Source organism: Geodermatophilus sp. SYSU D00742 (assembly GCF_054049935.1).
In genome coordinates this window covers 111,783-128,008 of the sequence record NZ_JBJGYJ010000013.1, presented here as the reverse complement: position 1 = coordinate 128,008, position 16,226 = coordinate 111,783, and the positions used below count along the sequence as shown (strand labels likewise).

Genomic DNA, 16,226 nt, shown 5'->3' with positions numbered 1-16,226 from the left:
GGGGTGTGGTTTTTGGTTGTGGGGGGGGGGGGGGGCGGGGCGGGGGGGGGGGGGGGGGGGGGGGGGGGGGCGGGCGCGCCGGGCCGCGCGGGCGGGGCCCCCCCTCGGCCGCGCCGGCGACGCGCTGCCCACCGCCCGCGAGCTGGAGTTCCGCGCGGCGCACGCCGCCGCTCGCGACGCCGTCCACCAGCCGCTGGACCCCGACGTGGTGCGCACCGCGCTGGCCGGCCACGAGTTGCTGGAGGTGCACTCCGCCGCCGGCGACCGGGCCACCTACCTGCAGCGGCCCGACCTCGGCCGGCAGCTGGCCGAGGGGACGTCGCTGCCGCGGGCGGGCGCCGACCTCGCCGTCGTCGTCGCCGACGGGCTGTCGCCCCGGGCGGTGCACGAGCACGCCGCGGGCCTGACGACGGCGCTGCTCGACCGGCTGCCCGGCTGGACGGTCGCCCCGCTGGTGCTGGCGCACCAGGCGCGCGTGGCGCTCGGGGACGCCGTGGGCGCGGTGCTGGGCGTGCGGGCCGTCGTCGTCCTCATCGGGGAGCGGCCGGGGCTGTCGTCGGCGGACTCACTGGGCGTGTACGTGACCTGGGACCCGCGGCCGGGACGGGCGGACTCCGAGCGCAACTGCGTGTCCAACGTGCGGCCGCCGCACGGGCTGTCCTACGCGCAGGCCGCCGACACGGTGGCCGCGCTGCTGACGGCGGCCCGCGAGCTCGGGGCCTCCGGCGTGGCGCTCAAGGACGAGGGACCGGCGCTGCCGGCCGGAGCAGGGTGACGGTCGACGGGTGACCGCTCAGCCGAAGACCGCGTCGGCGGCGTACTGGTCGCTGCTCGTCTCCTGGAACTCCACGATCCGGCCGTTCCGCATCCGGCAGACGTGCACGTCCGTGGTCTGCGACGAGGTCGTCCCCCGTGAGGGCGGAGACCGCGTCGGCGTCGCCGGACGGATGACCCAGACAGACGCCCGGCGACACCGGCGGGCGCGAGCAGTGTCGACCTGCTGCCCTCGTACCGGAAGGTGATCGGCCGGAACCCGGTGTGGCGGTCGCCGTGCGTGTCAGCGTCGGCGCAGCAGCCGGGCCGGCCGGCGCCGTCGTCCCACGCCGGGCTCCTCGGCCGGCACCGGATCCGGCGTCTCCGCCAGCGCGGCGTGGCGCTCGCGCAACCGCGCCCGGATCTCCTCCGGGGTGTGCGCGCGGCGCTGGCGCTCGTTGCGGGCGAGCACCGCCCCGCTCGCCGCGACGCCCGCGAGGCCGGCCAGTCCGAGGAGCTTCCAGAGGCGCACGGTCGCCTAACGTAGCCGCGTGTCCCCGCCCCGTGCGCTACCGCTGGACGACGCGGTCGAGCTCACCCGCACCGGTGACGTGTGGGTCTTCCGCGGCGCCTCGGTCGCCGACCGCGCCATCCAGGCGCTGACCAACGCGCCGGTCAACCACGTCGGCATGGCCGTGGTGCTGGAGGACCTGCCCCCGCTGCTGTGGCACGCCGAGCTGGGCCGGTCGCTGCCGGACGTCTGGACCGGTCACCACCAGCGCGGCGTCCAGTTGCACGACCTCGGCGACGCCGTCCGCACGTGGCGGCACCGGTACGGGCAGCGGGCCTGGCTGCGGCAGCTGGTCGGCCCGGCCGACGACGGCGGCGTGACCCCCGAGATGGAGGACGCCGTCCTGCGCACCGTCGCCCGCCTGGACGGCAGGCCGTTCCCTACCACCCGCGGGCTGGCCCTGGGGTGGGTGAACGGCCGGCTGCGCCGGCGGACGACGGCCGAGACCGTCTTCTGCGCCGAGCTGGTGGCCACGACCTACACCGCGATGGGCCTGCTCGACGGTGGCCGCCCCCGCAACGCCTACGACCCGGGCAGCTTCTGGTCCGGCGACGACCTGCGGCTGCTGCAGGGCGCCCGCCTCGGCCCGGAGATCCCGGTGGACGTGCCCGCCGCCTGACCCGCCCGGCTCAGGACGGCCGGCGCACCCGGTAGGTGGTCTGCACCATGCCGCCGGGGAAGGTGCGGGTGCCGACGTGCTCCAGCGGGATGTCGGCGGCGAGCTCCCCGAAGGGGGTGTGCCCCGTGCCGATGAGCACCGGGACCCGCGACAGCGTGAGGTCCGCGACCAGCCCGGCGCGCAGGAAGGCGTGCACCGTCCGGCCGCCGTCGACGTACACCCGCCGGTACCCGGCCGCGCTCAGGGCGCCCACCGCCTCGTCGAAGCCGCGGTGCACGGTGATGCGGGGATCGGCGTGGGGGGCCAGCGTCGTGCTGAGCACGTGCACCGGCCTGCCCTGGTAGGGCCACTCGCCCATCGGCGCGATCACCTCGTAGGTGGCGCGGCCCATGACGAGGGCGTCGATGCCGGAGACGAACTCGGCGAAGCCGAAGTCGCCGCCGGCGCCGTCGTCCGGGGCGCCGCCGGCCTCCGCCTCGCCGGTGAGCCAGGACAGGTCGCCGTCGGGGCGGGCGATGAACCCGTCGACGCTCATGCCGAGGAACACGGAACCGGTGAAGGAGGCGTCCATGCCGCCAGCGTGCCCGAGGGTGCCGACGGAACCGGTGGTCCGGCCGACGACGTATCCCGCCCGGACTGTCGGTCCTCTGGTGTAGGCAATACCCGCAGGATCCCCGGCGTTGTACACAGCACGGGGGGAGCGCCCAGGAGGGCCACCATGTTCGAGGCCATCGTCCCCAGGGGACCGGCCTCCGACGTCCCGCCGGAGGTCGCCGACCGCTCCACGGTGAGCGGGCCGGCTCCCGTCCCCGCACACCACACGCACTGGGCCCGGCCGGACATCGCCGGGGACCTCGTCGCCGTCGCCTTCACCCCCGGTGCCGCCCCGCCCCGGGAGATCCACGTGCGGCCCGAGCTGTACGAGCGGCTGCTGGCCGACCTCCCGCCCGGGGACCGCGCTGCCGTGGTGGAGCTCGGCGTCCTCGGGGGACCGGTCGGCGTCCGGCTCGTCGTCGACCCGCACCTGCCCGGCAGTCCCGGCTTCGAGGTGGTCCGCGCCCTGCCCACCGCCCCCGCCCCGCCGCAGGCCCCGCCCTGGCCGGCCGCGCCCGGCGGGCACGCCGCCGCGGCGTGAAGGCGACCCCGGCGGGTCGCCGCGGGATGTGCACGGTGGTGGTCATCAGCCACTGATCGCCGCCCCCGTGCCGACCGCGCCCGGTTCAGCGGGAGGGGGCCCCGACGGGCTGCCCGAGCCGGACGACGGTGTCGCCGGCCCGCTCGACCCCGTCGTCGTGGGTCACGCACACGACCACCCGGCCGGCCAGCGCCGTCCGCAGGTCGCGGACCAGCGCGGCGGCGGTCGGCGGGTCCAGGTGGGCGGTCGGCTCGTCGAGCAGCACCACGTCCCGGTCGGCCAGCAGGGCACGGGCCGCCGCCAGCCGCCGCCGCTCGCCGCCCGACAGCGCGGTCCCACCGGCGCCGACCGGCGTGTCCAGGCCGTCGGGAAGGGCGGCGAGCAGCTCCCCGAGCCCGGCCGCGGTGAGCGCGGCCCGCATCCGGGCCTCGCCCGCGGGCCCGGAGAGCTCGCCGCGGGGCGCGGCGACGGCGAGGTTGGCGCGGATCGTCGAGGCGAACACGTGCGCCTCCTGGGGCAGCCAGGCCATGCGGGAGCGCACGTCCTCCCCGGTCACCCGGTCGGCCGGCACGCCGGCGAGCGTGTAGCCGCCGCCGCGCGGCCGCAGGGCCGCGAGCAGCACGGCCAGGAACGTCGACTTCCCGGCGCCCGACGGGCCGCGCACGACCAGCCAGCCGCCACCGGCGTCCGCCCGTGCCGTGAGCCCGCGCAGGACGTCGGGGCCGCCGGGCCAGCCGGCGGTGAGGCCGTCGGTCGCCAGCGCGCGCACCGGCGCGGGGACCCGGAGCGGATCGGCGGGGTCGGCCGGCACCGGGGCGGTGAGGACGGCGTCGAGCCGGGCGCGGGCGTCGGCGAGTGCGCCCCGCCGCTGCAGGGCACCGACCAGCCCGGTCAGCGGCTCGGCCAGGGACAGCGGGGCCAGCGCCAGCACCGCGATCGCCGGGCCGGTCACCCCCGACGCCACCCCCGCCGCGGCACCGGCCACCGCGGACAGTCCGGTACCGAGCGCGACCAGGCCGATCCCCAGTGCGCCGGCCGCGGTGCCGGTGCGGTCGGCGGCGCTGCGGCGGCCGGACAGCGCGGCCAGGTCGGCGGCGGTGTGCCCGGCGAGGCCGTGCGCGCGCAGGTCCGCCGCCCCCTCCAGCGCGGTCGTCGTGTCGCGGAGCGCGGCCACCCGTAGCGCCGCCTCGGCCCGCGCCGCGCCGGCGTCTCCCCGCCGGTGCACCGCGGCGACCAGCGCAGCGGTGGCCAGCAGCACCACGCCCGTCGCGCCGGCCGCGGCGGGCGAGACGAGCGCGAGCGCGCCCACGGTCCCCGCGGTGACCACCCCGGCCACGAGTGCGGGCGGCACCACCCGCACCGACAGGTCCTGCACCAGCCCGACGTCCCCGACGACCCGGGCCAGCGCCGAGCCGGGCGTGCGGTCGGCGGTGACGCCCTGCCGGGCCAGCGCCCGCCACACCCGCACCCGCAGGTCGGCGGCCATGCGCAGTGCCGCGTCGTGCGCGGCCATCCGCTCCACCCAGCGCAGGCCGGCCCGGCCCAGCCCGAAGGCCCGGACCCCGACGATCGCGACCAGCAGCGTCAGCACCGGCGGCATCTCCGCCGCCCGCACGACGAGCCAGCCGGAGACGGCGGTCAGCGCCACCCCCGCGCCGGCCGACGCGGCGCCGGCGGCCACCGCCCGCACCAGCGCCCGCCGCGGCCAGCCCGGCCCGCTCGCGGGGACCGCCCCACCGGATGGCCGAGGCGCGGCCGGTCCCGATGTGGCGGCGGCCGCCCGGGCAGCGCCGGCTCCCGCAGGATCGGCGACCTCGTGGCCGTGCGGCGCCGATCGCCACGGGATCGCCGACCTCGCGGCGGAGGCGGGTACCGGGGAGGGGAGCGCGACGGTCCGGTCGGCCAGGGCGGCCAGGGCCGGGTCGTGGGTCACCAGGAGCACGGTCACCGTGCCGCGCAGGGCGTCGAGCACCGCGGCCACCCGGGCGGCGGCGTCGTCGTCCAGGTGCGCGGTCGGCTCGTCGAGCAGCAGCAGGCGGGCGCCGCGGCGGATCCGCACCAGCGCGCGGGCCAGGGCCACCAGCTGCAGCTCGCCGGGGGAGAGGGTGGTGCAGGTCCGGCCGGCCAGCCCGGCCGCCCCCAGCCGGGCCAGCGACTCGACGACGGGCGCCTCGCCGGGGACGGCATCCCCGGCGGACCGCCCCGCCCCGGCCGCCGGCCCCGCGTGCCGGCGCAGCTCGTCGGCGACGGTCGGCCCGGTCGTCCGCGGGTGCTGCGGTGCGTACGCCACGCCGCCCGTGGGGACGCCGGTGACGGTCCCCTCCACCAGGGCCGCCGGAGGCACGAGTCCGGCCAGCGCCGCGAGCAGCGTCGACTTGCCCGACCCGCTCGCGCCGCGGACGGCGACCAGCTCACCGGGCCGGACGTCGAGGTCCACCGGCAGGAGGGCAGGTGAGGTCCGGCCGGGGAAGCGGACGGTCAGCCCGCGGACGGCGACGTCGGCGCCGCGCGGGTCGTCGTCCGGACCGGTCGCGGGCGGCGGCGCGACGGGCGCGGCGAGGACCGCGCGCGCCTCGGCGGCGGCCAGCTCGGCGTCCTCGCCGGCGTGGTGGGCGGCGCCGAGCGCACGCAGCGGGGCGAACGCCTCGGGGGCGAGCAGCAGCGCGGTCAGGCCGACCGCCAGCGCCATGTCACCGTGCACCAGGCGCAGGCCGACGGTGACCGCGACCAGCGCGACCGACAGCGTGGCGAGCAGCTCCAGCACCAGGGACGAGAGGAACGCCAGCCGCAGCGTGGCCAGCGTGCGGCGGCGGGAGGCGTCGCCGAGCTCGGCCAGCGCCGCGGCCTGCTCGGCGGCCCGGCCGAGGCCGACCAGCACGGGCAGCCCGCGCACCAGCTCGGCGACGTGCGCGGCGATGCGGTCCAGTGCCCGGGCGGCGGCGGTCGTGCCGTCCCGGGTGGTGAGGCCGACCAGCACCATGAACACCGGCACCAGGGGCAGGGTCACCGCGACCAGCGCGGCGGAGAGCAGGTCGGTCCGGGCGAGGACGACCAGCAGCACCGGCGGGACGACCAGCGTCTGGGCCAGCGCGGGCAGGCGGGTGGCCAGGCCGGGGCCGAGGTCGGCCAGCCGGGTGGTGGCCAGCACCGCGGCCGGCCCGGGGCCGCCCGCGGCCTCGACCGCCGCCGGCGAGGCGGCGAGCCGGGCGACCAGCCGGGCACGCAGCTCCTCCTCGGCGCGGCGGCCGTCGCGGGCGGCGAGCAGCTCCCCGGCCCAGCCGGCGACCGCGCGCAGTACGACCCCGGCGACGGCGGCCAGCAGCGGGCCGGTGACCTCTCCCTCGGCGTGTCCGGCCGCGCGCGCCACCGCGTGCGCGAGCCCGGCGGACACCAGCACCAGGCCGGCCACCTGGCCCAGCGCGGCGACCGCCTGCCGGACCAGCGCACCGGTCAGCCCCGGCACCCCGGCCAGCGGCCCCCGCGTGCGCGGGGCGGGGGCGGCCACCCGAGCCCTCACGCGTGCACCGGCTCGGCGGTCAGCCGCTTGCGGAAGACCCAGTAGGTCCAGGCCTGGTAGCCCAGCACCACGGGCAGGCCGATCCCGGCCGCCCAGGTCATGACGGTGAGGGTGTAGTCGCTCACCGAGGCGTCGGCGACCGTGACGTCGAAGGCGGGGTCGATCGTCGAGGGGACGACGACCGGGTAGGCCGCGCCGAACACCGTGGCGGCCGCGGCGACGAGCAGGACGCCCCACGCGGCGAACGCCTGGCCCTCGCGCCCCACCCGCACCCGTGCCCACGCCGCCGCCACCGCCAGCGCGGCGACCAGCCAGAGCACGGCGGTCACCGGTGTCCCGTGGCGGAGGTGCACCAGGCCGGCCCAGGCCAGCAGCGGCACCGCGGCCACGGGCGCCCACCGCCGGGCGAGGTCGCGGGCGGCGACCCGCACCGGCCCGTCGGTCTTGAGGGACAGGAACAGCGCGCCGTGCACCACGGAGAAGGCCAGCACCGCGACCGCGCCGAGCAGCGCCGACCAGCCGAGCCCCGAGAAGGCGCCGCCCACGCGGGTGCCGTCGGCGTCGATGGGCAGGCCCAGGGTGGTGGCGCCCAGCGCGGCCCCGATCCCGAGCGCGGCGATCAGCGAGCCGGCGGTGATGATCCGGGTCCACGTCGCGTCCCAGGCCTCGGTGTGGTGCGAGTGCCGCCACTCGAACGCCACCGCCCGGATGATCAGTCCGAAGAGCACCAGCACGAACGGCAGGTACAGCGCCGGCAGCCAGGTGGCGTACCAGCCGGGGAAGGCGGCGAACACCGCGCCGACGGCGGTGATCAGCCAGACCTCGTTGCCGTCCCACAGCGGGCCGATGGTGCGCAGCAGCAGGTGCCGCTCGGCGGGGCGGCGGCCGAGCACCGGCAGCAGCGCGGCGACGCCGAAGTCGAAACCCTCGAGCAGCAGGAAGCCGGTCCAGAGCACCGCGACGGCGGCGAACCAGAGGGTCTGCAGGTCCATGGTGGGCAGCTCCAGCTCAGTAGGCGAACGAGAGGACGTCGTCGTCGGGCTCGCGGCGGGTGCCGTCCCGGCCGGCGGGCAGGTCGTCGTCCGGCGTCCCCTCGGGGGTGGCACCGGGCGTCGGGGCGTCGTCCCCGGTGGTGACGCCGCGGCGGACGAAGCGGGTGATGAGCCACAGCTCGACGACGGCGAGCACGCCGTAGACGAGGGTCAGCGCGGTCAGCGACGTCCAGATCTCGGCGGCGCTGACGCCGGGGGAGACGGCCTGGGCGGTGAAGAACCACACCTGCTCGTCGACGGGGACGTCGGGGTTCGGGTACACGACGAAGGGCTGGCGGCCCATCTCGGTGAAGACCCAGCCGGTCGCGTTCGCCGCGAACGGCGCGGCCACGGCGAGCAGCGCGCCGTACACGCCGATCCGCGACGTCGGCACCCGGCCTCCCCGCGTCGCCCACAGGGCGTAGGCGGCGACCCCGGCCGAGACCGCGCCCATGCCGATCATGAGCCGGAAGCTCCAGTACGTGACCCCGAGCAGCGGGGTGTAGTCGATCTCCTCGCCGGCGAGGGCGCCGAAGCGCGAGGGGTCGTCGGGGTAGGTCTCGCCGTAGACCGCCGCGTACTCCTCCTGCAGCTCGTTGACGCCCGGCACGGCGGTGGAGAAGTCGCCGTGCGCGAGGTAGGAGAGCAGGTAGGGGACCGTCAGCGAGTGCACGTCGTCGCACTCGTTGGAGCCGAGCTTGCCCCAGGCGAAGACCGAGAAGGACGCCGGCGCCTCGGTCTCGCACAGCGCCTCGGCGGAGCTCATCTTCAGCGGCTGCTGCTGGTACATGAGCTTGCCCTGCCAGTCGCCGGTGAGGGCGACGAGCACGAACGCGGCCAGCGACACCCAGCCTCCGAGCCGCACCGAGCGCCGCCACACCGCATGGTCGGGCTCGGTGGTGGGGGCGCCGGCCAGCTCCCGGCGGCGCAGGTGCCACAGGCCGATGCCGACCAGCAGTGCCCCGGCGACCATGAGCGCGGCGACGATCGCGTGGCTGAAGGCGGCCAGCGCGGTGTTGTTGGTCAGGACGGCGAGGAAGTCCACCTGCACCGGCCGGCCGGTCGCGTCGTCGCTGACGACGCCGACCGGGTGCTGCATCCAGGAGTTCGCCGCGATGATGAAGTACGCGCTCACGACCGAGCCGATCACCGCCGCCCACAGCGCGGCCAGGTGGAGCTTCTTCGGGATCCGGCCCCAGCCGAAGATCCACAGGCCGAGGAACGTGGACTCGAGGAAGAAGGCCAGCAGTGCCTCGAGCGCCAGGAGCGAGCCGAAGACATCGCCGACGAACCGGCTGTACTCGCTCCACGCCAGGCCGAACTGGAACTCCTGCACGAGGCCGGTGGCGACGCCGAGGACGAAGTTGATCAGGTAGATGCGACCCCAGAAGCGGGTCATCCGCAGCCACTCGGGCTTGTCGGTCCGCACCCACATCGTGTGCATGACCGCGACGAGGACCCCCAGGCCGATGGTCAGCGGCACCATCAGGAAGTGGTAGACGGTCGTGATCCCGAACTGCCAGCGCGCCACGTCCAGGACGTCCACGGCCGCTCTCCTCACTGGGCGACGTACGATCGGTCGAGTTCTTTCTACGCCCAGTAGAAGACGTTGTTCTACGACATGTAGAAGAACGGGGTGTGAGACGCGAGACAGGAGGCTCCGTGGCGTCGTTGGGTGAGCTGGAGCGGGCGGTCATGGACCGGCTGTGGTCGGCCGGCGGCGCCGTCTCGGCGACCGAGCTGCGCGACGGACTGGCCGACCGGGGCCTGGCGCTGACCACCGTGCACACGGTGCTGACCCGGCTGGAGCAGAAGGGCTTCGTCGTCCACGACGACGCCCGGCCGCGGCGGTTCCGGCCGCGGGCCACCCGGGAGGAGCACGCCGCGGAGCTGATGCACGAGGTGCTCGGACAGGCCGGGGACCGGCAGGCGGTGCTGGCCCGCTTCGTCGGCAGCGTCGACCCCGCCGAGGCGCGGCTGCTGCGCGAGCTGCTGGGTGGGGCGGGTCCCGACCGGCAGAGCTGACGCGGTGCTCCCCGCCACGGCGGCCGCCCTGGCCGTGCTCGCCGCGCTGCTGGCCTGGCCGGTGCCGGCGCTGCTGGCCCGCGCCCGGTGGCCGCGACGCGATCCGCTGGTCGCCCTCGTCTGCTGGCAGGCGATCGGGCTGGCCGGCGGCCTGTCGATCATCGGGGCGCTGCTGGTGCACGGGCTGGCGCCGTGGGGACACTCGCTCCCGGAGGCCTGGTGGCACTGGATCACCCGGCAGCCCGCCGAGGCGCCGGTGCGGGGCGACCACTGGGTGACCCAGACGCTGGCCGCCGTGCTCGCCGCCGAGCTGCTCGGCGTCCTGCTGCTGTCGTGGGTGCGCACCGCGCGCACCCGCCGCCGGCACCGGGACCTCCTGGAGCTGGTCGTGCAGCCGGCCGCCGTGCCCGACGCCCGGTTGCTCGACCACCCCGCGCCCGTGGCCTTCTGCATCCCCGGGGCCAGGCCGCTGCTGGTGCTCTCCTCCGGCATGGTCGCCGAGCTCGACGACGAGCAGCTGGCCGCCGTCGTCGCCCACGAGCGGGCCCACCTGCGTGAGCACCACCACCTGCTGCTGCTGCCGTTCGTCGCCTGGGAGGCGGCGCTGCCGGTGCTGCCCGCGGCGGGGCGGGCGCACGCGGCGGTGCGGGCGCTGGTCGAGATGCGCGCCGACGACGTGGCACTGGGCTCCCTGACCGGGGCGGCGCCGCGCCGCACGCTGGCCCAGGCGATCGTCGTCGCGGCCGGTGGCGCCGGGGGGGCGGGGGTGCCCGACGGTGCGCTCGCGGTCACCGGCAGCGCGCTCGGGGCGCGGGTGGCCCGGCTGCTGGAACCGCCGTCCCCGCTGCCGCGCTGGGCCCGGACGACGGCGCTGCTGGCCGCCGTCGCGCTCCTGCTGGTCCCGACCGCCCTCCTGCTCCTCCCCGCCCTCTAGGTGGTGGTGCGGTCGCGCCGCGCGGCCGGGGGAGTGGGGCCCGGGAGGACCGCGCTGTCCCGGGGTCGGCTCCCGTTGCCCGGCAGGGCGGCGAAGCGGCGCAGCCGCAGGCTGTTGGTCACCACGAAGACCGAGCTCAGCGCCATCGCAGCGCCGGCGATCATCGGGTTGAGCAACCCGGCCATGGCCAGCGGGAGCGCGGCCACGTTGTAGGCGAAGGCCCAGAACAGGTTGCCCTTGATCACCGAGAGCGTGCGGCGGGAGAGCCGGATGGCGTCGGCGGCCACCCGCAGGTCGCCACGCACGAGCGTGAGGTCGGAGGCCTGGATCGCGACGTCGGTGCCCGTGCCCATGGCCAGCCCGAGGTCGGCCTGCGCCAGGGCAGGGGCGTCGTTGACGCCGTCCCCGACCATGGCCACGACCCGCCCCTCGGCCTGCAGCCGCCGGACGACGGCCACCTTGTCCCGGGGCAGCACCTCGGCGACCACCTCGTCGATGCCGACCTCGGCCGCGACCGTGCGGGCCACGGCCGCGTTGTCGCCGGTCAGCAGGACCGGGTGCAGCCCGAGGGCGCGCAGCTGGGCGATCGCCGCCGCCGAGGTCGGCTTGACCGCGTCCGCGACGACCAGCAGGCCGGCCGCCGCGCCGTCCACCGCGACGAGCACCGCCGTCCGTCCCTGTGCCTCGGCTGCGGCCTGGGCGGCGGCCAGCGGCTCCGGCACCGCCACCGAGCGCTCCGCCAGCAGGCGGGGCCGCCCGACGAGCACCGCCGCGCCCTCGACGACACCCTGCACGCCGAGCCCGGCGACGTTCGCGAACTCCTCGACCGCCGGCAGCGGGCCGACCCGCTCGGCGGCCGCCGTGGCCACCGCCCGGGCGACCGGGTGCTCGGAGCCGTGCTCCAGCGCGCCGGCCAGCCGCAGCACGCGGTCGGCGTCCGCCCCCGGGGCGGGGACGACGTCGGCCAGGGTCATCCGGCCGGTGGTGACCGTGCCGGTCTTGTCCAGGACGACGGTGTCGACCGCGCGCGTGGACTCCAGCACCTCCGGCCCCTTGATGAGGATGCCGAGCTGGGCGCCGCGTCCGGTGCCGACCATGAGCGCGGTCGGCGTGGCCAGGCCCAGGGCACACGGGCAGGCGATGATCAGCACCGCCACGGCCGCGGTGAAGGCGGCCGGGAGCCCGGCGCCGGCGCCGATCCAGAAGCCGAGGGTGGCGACGGCGAGGGCCAGCACGACCGGCACGAAGACGCCGGACACCCGGTCGGCCAGCCGCTGCACCTCGGCCTTGCCGTTCTGTGCCTCCTCGACCAGCCGCGCCATCTGCGCCAGCTGGGTCTCCGCGCCGATCCGGGTGGCCCGCACGACCAGCCGGCCGCCGGCGTTCACGGTGGCCCCGACGACGGCGTCCCCGGGCCCGACCTCGACCGGCACCGACTCCCCGGTGAGCATCGAGGCGTCGACCGCCGAGGCGCCCTCGACGACCTCGCCGTCCGCGGCGATCTTCTCGCCGGGCCGGACGACGAACAGGTCGCCCACCGCCAGCTGCTCCACCGGCACCCGGTGCTCGGCGCCGCCGCGCAGCACCGCCACCTCCCTGGCGCCCAGCTCCAGCAGCGCCCGCAGGGCGGCACCGGCCCGCCGCTTCGACCGCGCCTCGGCGTACCGCCCGGCCAGGAGGAACGTGGTCACCCCGGCGGCGGCCTCGAGGTAGACGTTCGCGCTCCCGTCGCCCCGGGCGACGGTGAACTCGAACGGGTGGGTCATCCCCGGCTCGCCCGCCGTGCCGAGGAACAGCGCGTACAGCGACCACAGGAACGCCGCACCGGTGCCGAGCGAGACGAGGGTGTCCATGGTCGCGGCGCCGTGGCGCAGGTTGGTCCAGGCGGCGCGGTGGAACGGGAGCCCGCCCCACACCACCACCGGCGCGGCGAGCGTGAGCGAGAGCCACTGCCAGTGCTCCACCTGCAGCGCCGGCACCATCGCCATCGCCACCACGGGGAGGGTGAGCAACGCCGAGACCACCAGCCGGGTGCGCAGGGGATCGGCCGTGCCCGGCTCGGCCTCCTCGGGAGCGGCCGGCCGGGGCAACGTGGCGCTGTACCCGGTCTTCTCGACGGTGGCGATCAGGTCCTCGGGCGTGACGTCGCCGGAGTAGGAGACCCGCGCCTTCTCGGTCGCGTAGTTGACCGTCGCGGTGACGCCGTCGAGCCGGTTGAGCTTCTTCTCGATCCGGGCGGCGCAGGAGGCGCAGGTCATGCCACCGATGGCGAGTTCGACCTCACCGGCGGGGCGCTGGGTGGTGGTGCTCAACGTGGGTCTCCTCAGCCGCCGTGACCGTGACCGGCCGGCTCGTCGGGGGTGCCGTCGGCCCCGCCGGGCGCGACCCGGACGGTGAACGCGGCGGTGTGCACGGCGTCGCCGTGCCGGAACTCGAGGAACAGCCGGTACGAGCCCGGGGACGGCGCGGTGGCGGCGAACCCGACGTGCGGGCCCGGCGCCGGTGCGACGCCGTCGGCCGGCTCCACCGGGTGCACGTGCAGGTAGGCGAGGTCGCCGTCGCGCAGGGCGACGAGGTGGCCGTGGGCGCCGAGGTACGGCTGCAGGTCGGTGACCGGTCGGCCGTCCCGGCTGATGCTGAACGTCAGCTCGGACTCCCGGCCGGTGACCAGCTCCCCGGTCAGGACGACGGTGTAGCCGTCGACCTCGGCGACCGCGGCCGGCTCCGGCAGCGGCTGCGGGTCGTGGCTCCCGGGCACCTCGACGTCGGCGCCGAGGAGCAGCTCCTCGCCGAGCGCGGTCGGGGTCGTGTCGACGACGACCCGCCAGCTGCCCGGGGTCAGCGCGACCGGCGTCCGCCAGGTGCCGTCGGCGTCCAGTTCCGGGTGCAGGTGCTGGTAGCCGGTGAGGTCGCGGCGGACCGCGACCAGGTGCAGGTCCTCGTCGTGGTCGACGTCGAACTCGCGCACCGGGGCGCCGTCGGGGCCGAGCACGCGGAAGGCGAGGGTCGCCGTCCCGGCCGGCAGGTGCTCGTCGAGCAGCTCCAGGACGTACCCGGAGTCGGCGACGGCGAGCCCGCCGGAGGCGGCGTCGGCACCCGCCGGAGCCCCGGCGGGTGCCGGGGCGGTCGCGTGCGGCTCCGGTGCCGCGACGGGTCCCACCGCGGCGCCGACCCCGACGGCGGCGCCGAAGACGGCGGCCAGGCCGAGGGCGACGACGGTCAGTCGCGCCGGGGTGTTCATGACGGTCCTCTCGGAGGCGGCGGGGGAGTGCGGGGTGGCCGGCCACCCCGGCGGGGTCAGCTGCCGGCCACCTCGTAGCCGGCCTCCTCGACGGCGGCGCGCACGGCGTCCTCGTCGACCGGCGCGCTGCTGCTGACGGTCAGGCCGCCGGTGGCGAGGTCGACGTCGACGGCGGTGACACCGGGGACGGCGGAGACCTCCTCGGTGACGGCGGAGACGCAGTGGCTGCAGGTCATGCCGACGACGGTGTAGGTGGCGGTGCTCATGGGGGTGTCCTCTCCGGGGTGCTGCGTGGGGTCAGGAACGGACGAGCCGGGCGATCGCCTCGGACGCCTCGCGGACCTTCTCGTCGGCCTCGCGGCCACCGGCCTGCGCCGCCTGGACGACGCAGTGCGACATGTGCTCCTCGAGCAGGCCGAGGGCGACCGACTGCAGCGCCTTCGTCATCGCCGACACCTGGGTCAGGATGTCGATGCAGTACTTCTCGTCCTCGACCATCCGCTGCAGGCCGCGGGCCTGGCCCTCGATGCGGCGCAGACGCTTGAGGTAGTCGTCCTTGCGGTGGATGTAGCCGTGCGGGGTGGTCTCCACGGGGCTCCTCCTGGCGGCTCGGTCTCCCGGACTGAACCATACCCCCCTAGGGTTCTTCGTGCACGTGGTGTCGGCCACTCGTGGGAGCGGTCGCCGGGTGCGGTGTCCGGGCGGGGGCCGGCGTGTTGTCGGGCGCGTACGCGGGTGGAGGTGACGACCGCGCGGGTGTCGGGTGTCGCGGGCCGGGTGTCGTGGGCCGGGTGCCGGCCTACGTGTCGGGGTCGGCGTCGCGGCCGGCGCCTCCTGTGCGCAGCCGGTCGACGGTCGCCTGCAGGCGTTCGGTGTCGGCCCGGGCGTCGGCGAGCTCGTCCTGCAGGCCGAGGATCACCTCGGCCGAGGCGAGGGTGTGCCCGTCGTCGAGCAGGCCGCGCAGGCGCGCGGCCAGGGCCAGCTGGTGGCGGGAGTAGCGGCGGTGCCCGCCGGGGGAGCGGTGCGGCTGGAGGACCCCGGCGGTGTCGAGACTGCGCAGGAACGCCGCCTGGACCCCGAGCAGCTCGGCAGCCTGGCTCATCGTGAGCGCGGGGAAGTCGGGGTCGTCGAGACGTCGCAGCGCCTCGCCCCCCGCGTCGGCCCCTCCGCGGTGCTGCTCGCTCATGGCGGTCCTCCTGGTCCGGATGTGCGCAGGGGCCGGGCCCGTGCGGGCCCGGCCCCTGCTGCGCGACTGCCGGTCGGCGCCGGAGTGCCGATCAGCTCTCGACGGCCCTCGCCTGCGACGACTCGCCCTCGATGGTGCGCCCCTCGACCTGGGTCGGGGTGTCGGCGCGGGTGACCTGGATCTTGCGGGCCCGTGCCTTCTCGGCGACCGGGATGCTCACGGTCAGCACGCCGTCGTGGTAGCTGGCCTCGAGTCGGTCGGTGTCGAGGCTCCGACCCAGGACGAGCTGCCGGGTGTAGCTGCCGTAGGGCCGCTCGGCGATGCTCCACTCGGCGTTCTCGAGCTGGGGCACCGTGCGCTCGGCCGTGACGGTCAGCGTCGTGCCCTCGACCGACAGGTCGATCGAGCCGGGGTCGACGCCGGGCAGGTCGAAGTGGGCGACGAAGTTGTCGCCGACCCGGTAGGCGTCCATCGGCATGCCCGAGAGCGCGCGGGCGGTCATCCCACCACGGCCGGTGAGCTGGTCCAGCGCCCGGAAGGCGGCGGACGTGGCGGCGAACGGGTCGTAGGCGGTCAGCATCGCCATGGCTGTGCAACCTCCTGTGTGTGTTCCTGTCGTGTTCGCTGCCCGAGGCGAACCTCTAGTGGCCACTTGAGATTACCTCGGACGCGCACTCCTGTAAACGTCCATCCGCGGGAATTGTTCCCGCCGCGCACCCCGGTCTCCCGGCCCGCGCGTGATCACCGGTCGCACGGGGCAGTGCTCAGCCGTGGACGAGCGCATGGTCCCCTCAGCGCAGGGGGAGACGGAGCAGGAACAGGCCGGCAGCGGGACGACGGAGGTGACCACGAGCCTGGAGGGGGACGTCGCCGCCCTCACCGTGACCGGGGAGCTGACCGAGGAGGCGCGGCGGCCACTGGTCCGGACGATGACCGACCTGCTGCTGGCCGAGCCGGGGCTGCGCCAGGTGCGTCTGGACACCCGGGCGGTGACGTACGCGAACTCCGCGGGCATGGCGGTGCTGGTGCAGCTGCAGAAGCTGGGACAGCCGCGCGGGGTCGAGCTGGTGCTCGTCGCGCCGCCGGCGGCGGTGTCCCGGCCGCTGCAGCTGTCGGGGCTGTGGCTGCGGTTCCCCGTCGAGGAGTGAGCCCCGGTCGGCGGGAACCGGCGCGGGCGTTCGGAACGCACTCCGGCACCTCCTAGCCTGACCGGG

The 16,226-nt window shown here is 76.7% G+C and carries 17 protein-coding genes; 6 read left to right on the top strand and 11 right to left on the bottom strand.

Going from position 1 to position 16,226, the window contains the following annotated elements; translation table 11 throughout:
- The first annotated feature begins 16 nt into the window (after positions 1 to 16).
- Positions 17 to 775, top strand: a complete 759-nt coding sequence (gene eutC, locus ACI78V_RS11565; protein WP_456851047.1) for an ethanolamine ammonia-lyase subunit EutC — start codon at positions 17 to 19, stop codon at positions 773 to 775.
- Positions 776 to 1,057: 282 nt separating this feature from the next.
- Here the strand turns inward: eutC and ACI78V_RS11560 are convergent, their stop codons facing one another.
- Positions 1,058 to 1,285 (bottom strand): hypothetical protein, encoded by a 228-nt coding sequence (locus ACI78V_RS11560; protein ID WP_456851044.1) that lies wholly within the window; start codon positions 1,283 to 1,285, stop codon positions 1,058 to 1,060.
- A gap of 19 nt (positions 1,286 to 1,304) precedes the next feature.
- Here ACI78V_RS11560 and ACI78V_RS11555 point away from each other — a divergent pair, with 19 nt between their 5' ends.
- Complete coding sequence (locus ACI78V_RS11555; RefSeq protein ID WP_456851043.1) at positions 1,305 to 1,943, top strand: hypothetical protein; 639 nt, start codon at positions 1,305 to 1,307, stop codon at positions 1,941 to 1,943.
- 10 nt (positions 1,944 to 1,953) lie between these two features.
- On the opposite strand, the gene ACI78V_RS11550 is transcribed toward ACI78V_RS11555, so the two are convergent.
- Positions 1,954 to 2,514 (bottom strand): dihydrofolate reductase family protein, encoded by a 561-nt coding sequence (locus ACI78V_RS11550; protein ID WP_456851042.1) that lies wholly within the window; start codon positions 2,512 to 2,514, stop codon positions 1,954 to 1,956.
- Positions 2,515 to 2,661: 147 nt separating this feature from the next.
- On the opposite strand from ACI78V_RS11550, the gene ACI78V_RS11545 reads away from it, so the two are divergent.
- Positions 2,662 to 3,078 carry a hypothetical protein gene (locus ACI78V_RS11545; protein ID WP_456851041.1) on the top strand — a complete coding sequence of 139 codons (417 nt, stop codon included), beginning with the start codon at positions 2,662 to 2,664 and terminating at the stop codon, positions 3,076 to 3,078.
- A gap of 85 nt (positions 3,079 to 3,163) precedes the next feature.
- Here ACI78V_RS11545 and cydC read toward each other — a convergent pair whose 3' ends face one another.
- From cydC to ACI78V_RS11530, 3 genes are read right to left on the bottom strand one after another with little or no spacing between them, the layout of a single operon-like run.
- The gene (gene cydC, locus ACI78V_RS11540; RefSeq protein WP_456851040.1) at positions 3,164 to 6,583 is read right to left on the bottom strand and encodes a thiol reductant ABC exporter subunit CydC; all 3,420 of its coding nucleotides are present in this window, start codon (positions 6,581 to 6,583) and stop codon (positions 3,164 to 3,166) included.
- Positions 6,584 to 6,591: 8 nt separating this feature from the next.
- Positions 6,592 to 7,587, bottom strand: a complete 996-nt coding sequence (cydB, locus tag ACI78V_RS11535; protein WP_456851039.1) for a cytochrome d ubiquinol oxidase subunit II — start codon at positions 7,585 to 7,587, stop codon at positions 6,592 to 6,594.
- A gap of 16 nt (positions 7,588 to 7,603) precedes the next feature.
- Entirely contained in the window at positions 7,604 to 9,172 is a 1,569-nt protein-coding gene (locus ACI78V_RS11530) for a cytochrome ubiquinol oxidase subunit I (protein ID WP_456851038.1), read from the bottom strand.
- Positions 9,173 to 9,288: 116 nt separating this feature from the next.
- Here ACI78V_RS11530 and ACI78V_RS11525 point away from each other — a divergent pair, with 116 nt between their 5' ends.
- Both ACI78V_RS11525 and ACI78V_RS11520 read left to right on the top strand, forming a co-directional pair.
- On the top strand, positions 9,289 to 9,651 hold the full coding sequence (locus tag ACI78V_RS11525; RefSeq protein WP_456851037.1) for a BlaI/MecI/CopY family transcriptional regulator: 363 nt from the start codon (positions 9,289 to 9,291) through the stop codon (positions 9,649 to 9,651).
- 4 nt (positions 9,652 to 9,655) lie between these two features.
- Positions 9,656 to 10,585 (top strand): M48 family metalloprotease, encoded by a 930-nt coding sequence (locus ACI78V_RS11520; protein WP_456851036.1) that lies wholly within the window; start codon positions 9,656 to 9,658, stop codon positions 10,583 to 10,585.
- Here ACI78V_RS11520 and ACI78V_RS11515 read toward each other — a convergent pair.
- From ACI78V_RS11515 to ACI78V_RS11490, 6 genes are all read right to left on the bottom strand, one after another.
- A complete protein-coding gene (locus ACI78V_RS11515) occupies positions 10,582 to 12,897 on the bottom strand; it encodes a heavy metal translocating P-type ATPase (RefSeq protein WP_456851035.1) in 2,316 nt (771 codons plus the stop codon). The two genes, ACI78V_RS11520 and ACI78V_RS11515, sit on opposite strands and share 4 nt — an antisense overlap.
- A gap of 11 nt (positions 12,898 to 12,908) precedes the next feature.
- Positions 12,909 to 13,826: a hypothetical protein gene (locus ACI78V_RS11510; protein ID WP_456851034.1), complete on the bottom strand. Its 918-nt coding sequence runs from the start codon at positions 13,824 to 13,826 to the stop codon at positions 12,909 to 12,911.
- Between the two features lie 56 nt (positions 13,827 to 13,882).
- Complete coding sequence (locus ACI78V_RS11505) at positions 13,883 to 14,092, bottom strand: heavy-metal-associated domain-containing protein (RefSeq protein ID WP_456851033.1); 210 nt, start codon at positions 14,090 to 14,092, stop codon at positions 13,883 to 13,885.
- A 31-nt stretch (positions 14,093 to 14,123) separates the two neighbouring features.
- Positions 14,124 to 14,417, bottom strand: coding sequence for a metal-sensitive transcriptional regulator (locus ACI78V_RS11500; protein WP_456851032.1), 294 nt, complete (start codon positions 14,415 to 14,417; stop codon positions 14,124 to 14,126).
- Between the two features lie 208 nt (positions 14,418 to 14,625).
- Entirely contained in the window at positions 14,626 to 15,012 is a 387-nt protein-coding gene (locus ACI78V_RS11495; RefSeq protein ID WP_456851031.1) for a MerR family transcriptional regulator, read from the bottom strand.
- Between the two features lie 91 nt (positions 15,013 to 15,103).
- Entirely contained in the window at positions 15,104 to 15,598 is a 495-nt protein-coding gene (locus tag ACI78V_RS11490; protein WP_456851030.1) for an Hsp20/alpha crystallin family protein, read from the bottom strand.
- 196 nt (positions 15,599 to 15,794) lie between these two features.
- Here ACI78V_RS11490 and ACI78V_RS11485 point away from each other — a divergent pair, with 196 nt between their 5' ends.
- Positions 15,795 to 16,160, top strand: a complete 366-nt coding sequence (locus ACI78V_RS11485; protein WP_456851029.1) for an STAS domain-containing protein — start codon at positions 15,795 to 15,797, stop codon at positions 16,158 to 16,160.
- The last annotated feature ends 66 nt before the right edge of the window (positions 16,161 to 16,226 follow it).